This window comes from Mesorhizobium sp. IMUNJ 23033, from assembly GCF_044778005.1.
Classification (GTDB): Bacteria; Pseudomonadota; Alphaproteobacteria; order Rhizobiales; family Rhizobiaceae; genus Mesorhizobium; species Mesorhizobium amorphae_A.
This window is the reverse complement of the sequence record NZ_JBJACT010000049.1, coordinates 19,193-31,322: the sequence shown is the minus strand read 5'-3', so window position 1 is coordinate 31,322 and position 12,130 is coordinate 19,193. Positions and strand designations below refer to the sequence as shown.

Here is a 12,130-nt window from a genome sequence, read left to right as displayed (position 1 = left end):
GGTGAAGAAGGTTGCCAATTCCTGCGATCGCGCCTCGTCCGTAAACAGCCTGATATCGTCGCCAACGGCATTGGCCGGCCAGAAGCCGATGACGCCGCGTGGCGCGAACCATTTCTCGGCAATGATCCTCTTCAGCATCGCCTGCGCATCCTCGAACAGTTGGCGCGCCGCTGGTCCCTGTGCCTCGTCTTCGAGAATTTTTGGATAACGTCCCTTCAACTCCCAGGTCTGGAAGAACGGCGTCCAGTCGATGTAGCACGCCAGCTCGGCAAGATCCCAGCCTTCGAAGACTTTGACGCCGAGGAAGGACGGCTTCGGCGGCTCATAGGCCGACCAGTCGACCTTGTGCGCATTGGCCCGCGCCTTGGCGAGCGGCAGCCGCTGCTTGTCGGCTTCGGAGCGGGCATGCGCGTCGGCGACCTTCTTGTATTCGGCGCGCACGCTGTCGACATAGCCGCCCTTGGCCTCGTTCGACAGCAGGGACGACACGACGCCGACCGCCCGGCTGGCGTCGGCAACATAGACGGTCTGGCCCCTGGCATAGCGTGGATGGATCTTGACCGCCGTATGCACGCGACTGGTCGTCGCCCCGCCGATCAACAGTGGAATGTCGAAGCCTTCACGCTCCATCTCGGCAGCCATGTGCGCCATCTCGTCGAGCGACGGCGTGATCAGGCCGGACAGGCCGATGATGTCGACTTGTCTCTCGCGTGCCGTCTGCAGGATCTTTGCCGCCGGCACCATGACGCCGAGGTCGATGATCTCGTAATTGTTGCAGGCGAGAACCACGCCGACGATGTTTTTGCCGATGTCGTGGACATCGCCCTTCACCGTCGCCATCAGGATCTTGCCGGCCGTCTGGCGCTCGCCATTGTCGATGCCGTTGGCGGCGTTCGCCACCTTCTCGGCCTCCATGTGCGGCAATAATCCTGCGACAGCCTGTTTCATCACGCGGGCCGACTTCACCACTTGCGGCAGGAACATCTTTCCCGCGCCGAACAGGTCGCCGACGACATTCATGCCGGCCATCAGCGGGCCTTCGATGACGTGCAGCGGGCGCTCGGCCGCCAGCCGCGCTTCCTCGGTATCGGCGTCGATGAATTCGGTGATGCCGTTGACCAGCGCGTGGCTGATCCGCTGTTCGACCGGCAATTCGCGCCAGGCGAGATCGCGCTCCTTGGCCTCCTGGCCGGCCGTGCCCTTGAAGCGTTCGGCGACCTCCAGCATGCGTTCGGTGGCAGTGCCGCCGGTCTTGGGCACGCGGTTGAGCACGACATCCTCGCAGGCCTCGCGCAGTTCCGGCTCGATCGTGTCGTAGACCGCAAGCTGGCCGGCATTGACGATGCCCATGTCCATGCCGCGCTGGATGGCATGGTAGAGGAACACGGCATGCATGGCCTCGCGTACCGGCTCGTTGCCGCGGAACGAGAAGGACAGGTTCGAAACGCCGCCGGAAATGTGGACATGCGGCAGCGTCGCTGTGATCTCGCCCGTCGCCTCGATGAAGTCGACGCCGTAATTGTCGTGCTCCTCTATTCCGGTGGCGATGGCGAAGACATTGGGATCGAAGACGATGTCTTCCGGCGGAAAGCCGGCCCGTTCGGTCAAGAGCTTGTAGGCGCGGGTGCAGATATCGACCTTGCGCGCCTTGGTGTCGGCCTGGCCGTCTTCGTCGAAGGCCATGACGACCACGGCCGCGCCATAGGCGCGGACCAGCCTGGCATGATGCAGGAACGCCTCTTCGCCCTCCTTCATCGAAATGGAATTCACCAGCGGCTTGCCCTGCACGCATTTAAGCCCAGCCTCGATGATCTCCCATTTGGAACTGTCGACCATCACCGGGACGCGGGCGATGTCCGGCTCGGCGGCGATCAGGTTGAGATAGCAGACCATCGCCTTCTTCGAATCGATCAGCCCCTCGTCCATGTTGATGTCGATGATCTGGGCGCCATTGGCGACCTGGTCGCGCGCCACGTCGACTGCGGCAACATAGTCGCCCGCCGTGATCAGTTTTCGGAACTTGGCCGATCCCGTGACGTTGGTGCGCTCGCCGACATTGACGAACGGAATCTCGTCGGTCAGCGTGAACGGCTCCAGCCCGGACAGGCGCATCTTCGGCTCGATCTCTGGAATGGCGCGCGGCGGGTACTTTTTCACCGCCTCGGCAATCGCCCGTATGTGATCCGGCGTCGAGCCGCAGCAGCCGCCGACGACGTTGACCAGCCCCTCACGGGCGAAATCCTCGATCTGCGCGGCCATGAATTCCGGGTTCTCGTCATACCTACCGAATTCATTGGGCAGGCCGGCATTCGGATAGGCGCAGGTGAAGGTGTTGGCGACGTCCGATATTTCGGCCAGATGCGCGCGCATGGCGTTGGCACCGAGCGCGCAGTTGAGGCCAATGGTGAAGGGGCTGGCATGGCGCACCGAATGCCAGAAGGCCGTCGGCGTCTGGCCGGACAGCGTGCGGCCGGACAGGTCGGTGATGGTGCCTGAGATCATCACCGGCAGGCGCACGCCCTTCTCGTTGAATATCTCTTCTGCTGCGAAGATCGCCGCCTTGGCGTTCAGCGTGTCGAAGATGGTCTCGATCAGGATGATATCGGCGCCGCCGTCGATCAGCCCGCGCAACTGCTCGCCATAGGCGAGGCGCAGGTCGTCGAAGGTCACAGCGCGATAGCCGGGATTGTTGACATCCGGCGACATCGAGGCGGTGCGGTTGGTTGGCCCGAGCGCGCCGGCGACGAAACGGCGCTTGCCGTCCTCCTGCTCGGCCCTCACCGCGGCACGGCGCACAAGCCGCGCGCCGTCGCGGTTCAGGGTATGAACGGCATCCTCCATGCCGTAATCGGCCTGGGCGATCGAGGTCGACGAAAACGTGTTGGTCTCGAGGATGTCGGCGCCTGATATGGCGTATTGATAGTGGATTTCCTCGATCGCCCAGGGCTGCGTCAGGATCAACAGATCGTTGTTGCCCTGCTGGTGGCAGGTGCAGCCGGCGAAGGCCTCGCCGCGAAACTGCTTCTCGTCGAAGCCGAGACCCTGGATCTGCGTGCCCATGGCGCCGTCGAGGATGAGGATGCGTTCGTGCGCCGCTGCGGTCAGCGCAGCAAGCACTTCAGAGCCGTCGGGCTTTGCCGCGGCGGGGCCGAACAGGTCATCCAGCGATGAGGAACTTTGCGACATTTTTCATCCTCAAAGCGACAGTCGCGCCTAATCACATAAAGACATCTTTATGTCAACATACGCCCTCTCGATTTCAGTGTCACGCCGGTTTTTCACCTCATTCACGTTGCCCTGTCACGTGGTCCTTCCCGGCTTGACTCCCATGACGCCGCTCGCCCGCAGCATCCATCGCTGCCCGTCGCTGCGAAAATCGGTGATGCTGAGAGGCTCGATGTCGATCCTCCGGCAAGCCGAAAGCGGCGCGCCGACATCAACCATGGCCGCGCGGATTGCATTTGCATGCGCGGACCCTGGTTTAACTCTGCGGTGCGATACCGCCAGCAGCCAACCTTTGCGAGCAACCCCTCCTCGCACATTCTAGAGAGGTAGCGACGTGGAATTCCGGCATCCGTCCCGCGGCCTTGGCGACATGGCGGTACTTGATGTCCAGTCGAGCCCGCGGCGGGTGAACAGGCGCACGCCGGCGCCGCGCCGCTCGGGTGGGCGGATTGCTAAAGCCTATTGCAACGATTTGGCTCTGCTTGCGTTTTTCCGTTCGTCGCGAAGGTCACAGCCACCTATGAGTGCGCATGTAGTGGCCGGTGCGCTGACAAGGCTGCAAAGCTGGCCGAAGCTCCAATGCGTCGGCGCTATCGGCCGCTCCTGTCCGGGAACATTGAGCGAAAGTGGGTCCGCATTGTTGCGGTGGCTTCCACGCGCACGGCGCGGCTCTCTACGATGCGGGCGGTGGCGCGGTCCGCGCGCTGCTTCACCGCATCATAAAGCTCGGTGAGGCTCAGATAGCGCTCGTCATCGGGACGCGAGAACCATTCCGAAGAAACCCGCCCGATCCGCTCGCCGCGCGATGTCGACGCGAAAACCGCTGGAAGCCGCGTGCTGATGGCTGTTGCTCTCGCCGTTGATGATGGTCGTCATGTTCATTGCGATCACTCCTTTTTCCGTTGATGCCAAAGGCATGTCCCCCGGCATGCCTTCCGGGGGCGCGTGAGCGCACGGGAGTGATGGGGGCCAATGCCGGCGCGCGGAGCCGGGTTGCACGGCCGAGCGAAGCATAGGCGGCGATGGCGGGGAAGCGAGGCGGAGTTCCTCGCTTCCCAACAGATCTGCAAGGTTATCCGCAGCCGATCAGAACGATGAAAGCGAAGCTTGCCGTTATAATATTGGTAAGAGATGTGGATTGTAGAAAGGAAACGGACTATTTGCCTGATTGGCGGAATGGGGAAACCAAACTTCTTTAGTGCATCCGATAAGACAAGAGGAAAACTTGATGACCATTTCTCCTGAACAAGACGGCCAACTGGATACCGTGTCGATTGCCGCCGACATTGTCGCCGCCTATGTGTCGAACAATCCGCTGCCGGTCGGCGAACTGCCGAAGCTGATCAGCGATATCCATGCCGCTCTGCAAGGGATTGGCTCGCCGGCGACGGAAACTGCGGTCAAGCAGGAACCGGCGGTGTCAATCAGGAAGTCAGTGACGCCGGACTTCATTATCTGCCTGGAAGACGGAAAAAAGTTCAAATCCCTGAAGCGCCATCTCGCAACGCATTACAATCTGAGCCCCGAGCAATACCGCCAGAAATGGAACCTGCCTTCCGACTATCCGATGGTGGCGCCGAGTTACGCGGCCATCCGCTCGGCCATGGCGAAATCAATCGGACTCGGGCGCAAGGCGGCGCCCGCCCCAGCCGCAGCTGAAAAACCAAAACGGCCCGCTCGCGCGGCAGCGGCTGCAACGACCCCCACGGCAGTTAAGTCGCCGGCGATGAAGACGCGCAAGGCACACGCAAATTAGTGTGCTGCACCTGACAGAGGTGCCAACGGGCGGCGAACCTGAACATGGCGAAGCCCCACCTCGCGGCGGGGCTTCGTGTTAGGTCGGGTCAATCTGCGGCGCGGCGGGACCAGATGAGCGAGAAGTCGCCTTCGGCGGGAGCGAACGTCACCGTCTTGACGTTGAGGTTGGGGGTCTTGACCGAGCCGGAGAAGCCTTTCGCGGTGCGCGAGAATGTGCCGATGGTAGTCATTGTGGTGGTTCCTTCTGTTTTTCTCGGGCCGCGCCCATCGCGGCCTCACATGAAGGATCACTCGTCAAGCTGTGGTTCTGAACTGCTGAGTGGCCGGTTTCTAAATGACGCCCCGCCGGATACGGGGCGTCATATCGAAGTTGTTCAGTCGCCGTTGCGTCGGTTCGGTCGTGACCAGATGAGGCTGTAGCCCTGACCGTCCTCACCCTCGACGAGGTTGGTGTAGATCGGAGCGGTGAAGCTGGGATCGTCGAGCTTGAGACCCAGGTAGTTGCGGCCCTCATTGGACTGCTTGGACCAGGCGGCACCGATCTCGATCCGGCCGACGAAGACCCGGTGGCTGGGAGCGTTTTCGCCGCTGGAGCGCGTATCGGGAACGATACGGATCTTCTTGGCCTGGAGGGAGACGGTCGCCTCTTGGGTCGCCGCCTAACCGGCTTGCGGGGTAGGTTCACCGGTGACGATATATGCGCTCAAGCTAATCTAAGCGCAGTATCATAACCGCTTAGGCATCCAGGCTATGCATTGTTCGAGGCGTTCAAGCTGAGCTTTCTGCCAGCGAAGCTCGTGACCAACGTTTTGCAATTTGGATTTGCCTTTGGAAGCGGCCGCATTGATCAGTTCGCATTCAAGCTGAGCGATTCGATCTCGCACCTGCTGAGCTTCAGCCTGCCGTATATCTCTAATCCAACCTGGGCCACGCATATTCAGGGGGTAGCATTTGAAAACTAACGCCGGCAGTTTCGAAAAACTCGAATTTTAACCATCGCAAAAATCACCGCCCTCATCGAGGCCAGAATAATCTTAATCGACTTGGTAACGGCCTATTCAGCGCCAATGGCTAAAGAAACAATATGACGCCGCGCACCGAGCGTATTCTGGGCAAATCATTGGTCGTGACGACAATTGCAGTCGTCGCGACGTTCGGTCTGTCGTTTACGGCTAGGCTTGCGTTGCAGATGCCGATCGACTGGTTGAGTTGGGTGGAATGCACCTTCATTCCCATTCTGATCGGAATGCCGGTCAGTGCCTACATCTTCGCTCAGTCCGAAACGATCCAGGAAACATGTGACAAGTTGGAGAAGTCACATACTGCCTTGAGAGAGGCGCACGACCGGCTCAACTTCGTAACCAGCCACGACCAGATGACGGGGCTCCTCAGTCGCGGTGAATTCATCGCAAGGATGGACAGAAGCCGCGATGAAGGAGAATGCGACATGCTTCTCCTGATCGATCCAGATCACTTCTCCTCGATCAATGACGAGCACGGACATTTCAAGGGTGACGAGGCCCTAGTTCGGATCGCGAAGGCGCTCGTCTATACGACCCGCCCCGGGGACACAATTGGCCGCCTTGGTGGGGAAGAGTTTGGGGTCTTGCTGCGCGACGTGCGCAAAGAGCAGGCGATTACCATAGCGGAGAACATCCGTCGGCATGTCGAGGGTGGTCCCTGGGTCAAAGGGCAACAAAATGGCGTGAGGGTGACTGTCAGCATCGGCGGTGCGGAAATTCCTCATGATGCAGACATTCAGGATGTCCTCCGTGCTGCGGGGCGGTGCGTATTTGCAGCGAAACAACGCGGGCGAAACCGCGTTTCGTTCGACCAGGAGGCAGCCAAGTTGCGAGTCGTGACACCGTAGCCGACCTCCGAAGCCCGCTACTCCATGTGAGGCACGTCACCGCTGGTAAACGGCACCGGCATGGGCCGCAGTCACCGAGCGCAGGTCGGCGTCAAGGCTCCAGGCGATGATGCCTGCATGACTTGAAGCCGGAGCTTTGGCGGTGGGAATGGCCCGCTCATCGCTCCACTGGTCGGCCGGTCCAAACATAGAGCCCACCTCCTCGCCGCTGTCGAAAGCGGCCCCCACGATCAGCTTGGGCTTCTCTGACCTTGCAGAATATGGTCGGACTCAGCTCAACCTCTAGCATCAAAGACATCGCTCGCTATCTTCCCCATGCTCGAAGCAGAACCAATGCGATGCCTGCTTAGCGGGCGGGCGACGAAAGTGCCTGAAGGCATGCATCCGTTGGCACACTGGGACGCGACGCGGGAATATGAGAGGTTGAAGGCAATTCCCTTTCGAAGGGCGAAAACCCGGATCATCCCGCCCCGACAGCGTCGCTGGGGTATAGGTGTAGCAGTTTGCTTTGATGATCTTATAATAGGTGGCTGTTGGCACCGCAATTGGACCCTCTGGTCCGGGGTCCTCCTTCGAGAGGCGCTCCACAGCTAGAGTTCTTCGAGGGAGAGTCATGACCAATCCGTCGCAACAGATCATGAGACTAGGATTTGGATTCGCGGTGTCACAAGCGCTGCGAGTCGTTGTCGAACTCGGCATCCCCGATCTCCTGGCTACAAGCGAGCAGTCGGTGGATGAGCTGGCGGCTGCCACTCAGTCAGATGCTGACGCGCTTTATCGAGTAATGCGACTTCTCGCGCCTGAAGGGGTCTTTAGGGAATTACTGCCCCGTCATTTCGAGTTGACGGAGGTGGGCGCGGTGCTGCGCTCCGATCGCCCGGGTCCCCGTGACTTTGTCCGTATGATCAACAGCGAGGCCTATCTTGCCTTCGAGCAGCTCCTGCATTCTGTCCGCACCGGAAAGCCAGCCTTCGACAAGGTGTTCGGGAGCCCAAGGTTTGATTGGCTGTCGGAACACCCGGAGCAGGCTGCCTTGTTTCAGCGTGCCATGGTCGCCCTGGGCCAAGGCAGCAACGAGGCCGTGGCCGATGCTTATGACTTCAAGCCATTCACGCGGATCGTCGACGTTGGCGGCGGACATGGCCAGCTTCTCTCGGCAATCCTGGTCCGCAACCCCCATTTGAACGGCGTGCTTTTTGATCTACCTTCCGGCGTCGCGGCAGCGCGCCAGGGTGCCGGGGGCGACCTGCCGCGCACCGAATTTTTCGCCGGTGATTTCTTTGAGAGCGTTCCCACCGGTGACGTGTACGTCATCAAGAAGGTCATTCACGACTGGGAGGATGGGCGTGCCGCGGTGATCTTGCGAAATTGCCGCAAGGCAATGCTGCCGAATGGGAAGGTGCTTGTGGCCGAGACGCTCGTGCCGCCGGGTGACGAACCGAACCAGATCAAGGGTATCGACGTGGTCATGCTCGCCATCACTGGCGGCCTTGAGAGAACGCAGGCCCAATATGCAAGGTTGTTCGACGCCGCTGGGCTACGCCTTGAACGAGTGATTCAGACCCGAGGACCCATTTCAATCCTTGAGGCGTCTGCGGCCTAGAAGGCGCGCGCCTGTCGGGGAAGGGTCAACATTGGCAGGTCGCCCTTCGGACTCGAATCAACCAGGCCAGTCGAAATTCTGGGCAGCGCGGACCATAGCCGCAGTGGCGGGACTGAATTGTCTTCCCGGTACGCTAGCGAGGCAAATGGTTCGCGTCACAGAGGGATCGATGAGCGGACGCTGCAGAAGCTCGGGCGACGTCACGGAGTATTCCGGCATGAATGCGAAGCCAATCTTGGCGAGAACCATCGATTGCACCCAGTCCTCGCGCTCGGACCGAAAACGCGCGTAAAGGTTCACATTGGTCTGCCGGCAAACATTCATCACCATATCCCGCATTTCACAGGACAGACGATCAACATAGGGTTCGCCAGAGAGATCGCCCAGCCTGATGGCATCAACTGCCGCGAGCCTATGGTCGGGAGGGAATATGACGACATAACGTTCCTTGTAAAGTTCATGAATACGAAAGAAATCGCCCAGGCCTTCGAGGGGATTGAGAACGGCCAGATCGAGTTCGCCGTTCGCCAGACGACTCTTCAGATCGCCGACTTTTGCTTCGCTTACTTCAAGATCGACCCCGTGGAACTCCTTCTGGAATTTTGCGAGGAACCGTGACAGCCTCACATGGCCGATGGTTGACATGATGCCAAGTCTGATAGGCACCTGGTCCAGAAGTCTGAAATTGTCGGCTAGTGTCCGGGTGGCCTCTGCCTCCTGGATGATGTGCTGCAAATGAGGTAGGAGCGACCGTCCGAACTCGCTCAGGAGAACTCGTTTTCCTTCCCGGTAGAACAAGGGCGCGCCGAGCTCATTTTCAAGAGACTTTATGGCCTTGGTCAAGGCCGGCTGCGACACGTTGCATTCTGCGGCCGCTTTGGTGAAGTTCAAAGCCTCGATGGCCGCCAACACATATCGGACCTGAGACATTTCCACGATTGACCCCTCCCCGGGCAGCCCAGATGAAGATGATACCACGTCTGTCGATAACCGTCGGTTATGGATCGATAGAAAACAAATTGTTCCAATTGGCCGACAAGGCGATCAAATGTCCCTGTATGGTTGAAAAAGGAGGATGAGATGAGCGTCTACATGGTTGAAAGGGATCTCAAGGGGATCAGCATGGAAGCCCTAGGTGGTGCTCAGAAAGCAGCAATCAGCAAGGCGGCGGAGATGTCATCCGCCGGCACCGCGATCAAATACCTGCGCTCGACCTTTGCACCTGAAGACGGTCGCTGCATGTGCCTGTTTGATGCCAAGTCCGATGCTGATGTCAAACGTCTGAACGACGATGCGAGCCTGCCCTACAACAGGATCGTTCCAGCACTTGATCTGACGCCGTAAATGACATTCGACAAAGGCCCCGGAGAACGCTCCTGGGCCTTTGTCTTTGCGAAAATCACGTGGAAGCAGTTAGCGTCTCATGTGAATCGGCGCCCTAGTGGATTGATCGAGTGCGACGATCGGGCATGCGGCCACCCCACCGCAATGCCATCCTCGGGCGCGACAGCACGCCTGAGGAACTGGACTACATCGCCACGGGCAATTTTCCGCACACCACGAAACTTGGGATTCCGTCCAAGGACGCGTGATACCCATCCCCGCATCTGACCCCCACTTTTTTGGACCGCCAGCCACCCCGCACCGACGAATGCCGACCGGTCCCGACTCTCGGGCTGGCACGGCAGGATCGCCGCCCAACATTCTGTCGCAGATTGACCCGCCCGGCGAGCCCTGGCTTTTTGCCGCTGGGTCGCTGATCTGGAACCTGCGCATCGAGGTAGCCGAGCGTCGCGCGGCCCATGCCCCGGGCTGGCGGCGGACGGCATGCCCCGGACTCGCACACTGAACGTCGTCGTGGGCGGCCCAGGCTTGCGGCCCCGCCGGTCCCTCACACGCCAATATGATAAGATATTGAAATCAATTAACAGTCCGTCCAATCCATCAGCAGCATCGTTCACGTTCTGAAGGTCGGATGCCGCTGGCAGAATTGTCCATCCGTCTATGGCCCACCGGCGACGATCTATAATCGCTTCCATCGCTGGTCGGGGTGCGGTCTGTGGCGACGTCTTTTTTGCGGCTCTTGTCGCGGACATGCAGATAACCGACAGCACAACAGCAAAGGAGCACCGGTCGGCGGCTGGGGGAAAAGGGGGGGCGCAAGCCCAGGCGATTGGGCGCTTGCGCGGGGGCAGGACAACGAAGGTCCACGCGTCGTAGACGGTCTCGGACGGGCGCTCGCATTCGAGATCACGCTGGGACATACGAGAGTACGCGTTGAAGGCCTACGGGGCCGTTGGTGTCCAGCCCCATCTCCCTAGGTGAAGTCCGAAAATTGTTCCGATCTTCTCGCGCACCTCAGGCAGCGTATCAGCGGCAGAAGATAGTGGATCGTCACGGGACGATCCACCCGCGCCAGGCATCGGCGGTGTAAAGCGGATAGCGGCTTTGCGGGCCGGAATAGGCGGTCGCGCTGGACCAGGAGCCCGTTGGGGCCGCGCATCGCGCAAATGTCGGCGCGAGACGTTCAACCACTTCTCGAAAACCTTCTGGCATCCATGCCGTCAAAAGCGCCTGCCGGCAGCGCGGAGCGGGCGATGCTTGTGCTGCTCTGTAGTGAGATCGAGGTCTGCGGGCGCGGGAAATGCGACAACATCGTTACCTCCCCCTGCAGGCCGAGGCTGAGGCCGTTAAGAGTTCAACCCAAATTTGCCTGATATTAGACAGCTGTAAAATTGATGACTGTGGCCGAGCGCTTGCTCGTAGACAGTTCGGTTATCCGGCGCGATAGTTATCAGGCGAAGGTCCTCCGGAGGGTGCAGTGCGACCATTGCCGTCCAACGTCGACGCAGATGCCGTGATTGAAGTCGGCCGCTACCTGGATGATCACCCGAAATCCACCGCGGTCTCGATGTCGGATGCGCTTCGTGTCATCAGACGTCGCGTGCCCACATTTCGCGTCAGCGACACGTGGCTAGAGGAAGTGATTGTAGAAAGCGCCGCAGCCAGGCAGTTGGCGATCTTACTGGACAACCGCTAGCGTAAGGGGTCTCGCTTTTGACCGCAGATAGACGTTCATTCGCCGCTCTCCTCGTCGTCCATCGTTGGGTTGATAGCGTTGACCTGGTTCTGCCGACGTCGATGTACGCTCGGCAGCCCTCAGTGAATGACTGGCTATTGCCATAGCAGTCGCACTATCGCTTCGATCGCCGTCAGCCCGGGCACAGGCGGCGTCCATAGGCGCGCGGGTGGACTTATGGGCGGCCCGGCAAACCAAATTCGGGGTGGGAGTGCCGGGCCTGACCGGCGGGCTTGTCGATCCGGCTGACCAATACTTGCGAGGAGCTATTGAAACCACAAGACAGACATTGGTCCGAGTCCCGGCCCGCAGAAGACCTATCGCTCCTAACAGCCTCAAAAAGGCGCTCGCGGAACGCGCAGGCGCTTCACCGCTGCAAGACTGCGGCTAGCCGAGACGGGCTGGCGAGGCGGTTTAGTCCGGTCTGTCGAGTAGTGGCACCCAAGCGTCGCTCCGTTGGGTATTTCTGGATCGGCCTGACCTTGTCGATGTCGACCGTGACCAGAGGCCGAAGGGTCACCGTCACCGTGCCCGCCTCGTCGGCTCCGCATTTTGCGCAGCAGAATAGTCCGTTACTCCCTCGGCTTTTTATTAA

10 protein-coding genes and 3 pseudogenes are annotated in these 12,130 nt (G+C 60.1%); 8 read left to right on the top strand and 5 right to left on the bottom strand.

Features of this window, described 5'->3' with window-relative positions:
- Together metH and ACFX5Q_RS32690 are read right to left on the bottom strand one after the other, a co-directional pair.
- The coding region (gene metH / locus ACFX5Q_RS32695) for a methionine synthase (protein WP_404284411.1) at positions 1–3,186 on the bottom strand (3,186 nt) is incomplete at its 3' end.
- A 573-nt stretch (positions 3,187–3,759) separates the two neighbouring features.
- Positions 3,760–4,107: pseudogene (locus ACFX5Q_RS32690) on the bottom strand (DUF932 domain-containing protein); the annotation flags it as partial.
- A gap of 346 nt (positions 4,108–4,453) precedes the next feature.
- On the opposite strand from ACFX5Q_RS32690, the gene ACFX5Q_RS32685 reads away from it, so the two are divergent.
- A complete protein-coding gene (locus ACFX5Q_RS32685; protein WP_404284417.1) occupies positions 4,454–4,981 on the top strand; it encodes a MucR family transcriptional regulator in 528 nt (175 codons plus the stop codon).
- A gap of 88 nt (positions 4,982–5,069) precedes the next feature.
- Here the strand turns inward: ACFX5Q_RS32685 and ACFX5Q_RS32680 are convergent, their stop codons facing one another.
- Both ACFX5Q_RS32680 and ACFX5Q_RS32675 read right to left on the bottom strand, forming a co-directional pair.
- A complete protein-coding gene (locus ACFX5Q_RS32680; protein WP_192179882.1) occupies positions 5,070–5,213 on the bottom strand; it encodes a hypothetical protein in 144 nt (47 codons plus the stop codon).
- 144 nt (positions 5,214–5,357) lie between these two features.
- Positions 5,358–5,624, bottom strand: a pseudogene (locus ACFX5Q_RS32675) (DUF736 domain-containing protein); the annotation flags it as partial.
- Positions 5,625–5,738: 114 nt separating this feature from the next.
- On the opposite strand from ACFX5Q_RS32675, the gene ACFX5Q_RS32670 reads away from it, so the two are divergent.
- The 3 genes from ACFX5Q_RS32670 to ACFX5Q_RS32660 all read left to right on the top strand — a co-directional run bounded on the left by ACFX5Q_RS32670 (position 5,739) and on the right by ACFX5Q_RS32660 (position 8,456).
- Positions 5,739–5,945 carry a hypothetical protein gene (locus ACFX5Q_RS32670; protein ID WP_404284410.1) on the top strand — a complete coding sequence of 69 codons (207 nt, stop codon included), beginning with the start codon at positions 5,739–5,741 and terminating at the stop codon, positions 5,943–5,945.
- Between the two features lie 122 nt (positions 5,946–6,067).
- The gene (locus tag ACFX5Q_RS32665) at positions 6,068–6,853 is read left to right on the top strand and encodes a GGDEF domain-containing protein (protein WP_404284408.1); all 786 of its coding nucleotides are present in this window, start codon (positions 6,068–6,070) and stop codon (positions 6,851–6,853) included.
- Between the two features lie 613 nt (positions 6,854–7,466).
- Positions 7,467–8,456, top strand: coding sequence for a methyltransferase (locus tag ACFX5Q_RS32660; RefSeq protein ID WP_404284406.1), 990 nt, complete (start codon positions 7,467–7,469; stop codon positions 8,454–8,456).
- Between the two features lie 57 nt (positions 8,457–8,513).
- Here ACFX5Q_RS32660 and ACFX5Q_RS32655 read toward each other — a convergent pair whose 3' ends face one another.
- Positions 8,514–9,386 carry a LysR family transcriptional regulator gene (locus tag ACFX5Q_RS32655; protein ID WP_404284415.1) on the bottom strand — a complete coding sequence of 291 codons (873 nt, stop codon included), beginning with the start codon at positions 9,384–9,386 and terminating at the stop codon, positions 8,514–8,516.
- 150 nt (positions 9,387–9,536) lie between these two features.
- Here ACFX5Q_RS32655 and ACFX5Q_RS32650 point away from each other — a divergent pair, with 150 nt between their 5' ends.
- From ACFX5Q_RS32650 to ACFX5Q_RS32635, 4 genes and pseudogenes are all read left to right on the top strand, one after another.
- Positions 9,537–9,800, top strand: a complete 264-nt coding sequence (locus tag ACFX5Q_RS32650) for a DUF4242 domain-containing protein (protein ID WP_192182924.1) — start codon at positions 9,537–9,539, stop codon at positions 9,798–9,800.
- 125 nt (positions 9,801–9,925) lie between these two features.
- Positions 9,926–10,048, top strand: a complete 123-nt coding sequence (locus ACFX5Q_RS32645; RefSeq protein WP_192182925.1) for a DUF924 family protein — start codon at positions 9,926–9,928, stop codon at positions 10,046–10,048.
- A gap of 351 nt (positions 10,049–10,399) precedes the next feature.
- Positions 10,400–10,670: pseudogene (locus ACFX5Q_RS32640) on the top strand (transposase); the annotation flags it as partial.
- A 607-nt stretch (positions 10,671–11,277) separates the two neighbouring features.
- Complete coding sequence (locus ACFX5Q_RS32635) at positions 11,278–11,496, top strand: hypothetical protein (protein WP_404284403.1); 219 nt, start codon at positions 11,278–11,280, stop codon at positions 11,494–11,496.
- Positions 11,497–12,130: the final 634 nt, after the last annotated feature.

Bases quoted from the DNA above. Each gene is read 5' to 3' on its own strand.
- ACFX5Q_RS32685 (WP_404284417.1), top strand. From the start codon at position 4,454: ATGACCATTTCTCCTGAACAAGACGGCCAACTGGATACCGTGTCGATT.
- ACFX5Q_RS32680 (WP_192179882.1), bottom strand. From the start codon at position 5,213: ATGACTACCATCGGCACATTCTCGCGCACCGCGAAAGGCTTCTCCGGC.
- ACFX5Q_RS32665 (WP_404284408.1), top strand. From the start codon at position 6,068: ATGACGCCGCGCACCGAGCGTATTCTGGGCAAATCATTGGTCGTGACG.
- ACFX5Q_RS32660 (WP_404284406.1), top strand. From the start codon at position 7,467: ATGACCAATCCGTCGCAACAGATCATGAGACTAGGATTTGGATTCGCG.
- ACFX5Q_RS32655 (WP_404284415.1), bottom strand. From the start codon at position 9,386: ATGTCTCAGGTCCGATATGTGTTGGCGGCCATCGAGGCTTTGAACTTC.
- ACFX5Q_RS32650 (WP_192182924.1), top strand. From the start codon at position 9,537: ATGAGCGTCTACATGGTTGAAAGGGATCTCAAGGGGATCAGCATGGAA.
- ACFX5Q_RS32645 (WP_192182925.1), top strand. From the start codon at position 9,926: ATGCGGCCACCCCACCGCAATGCCATCCTCGGGCGCGACAGCACGCCT.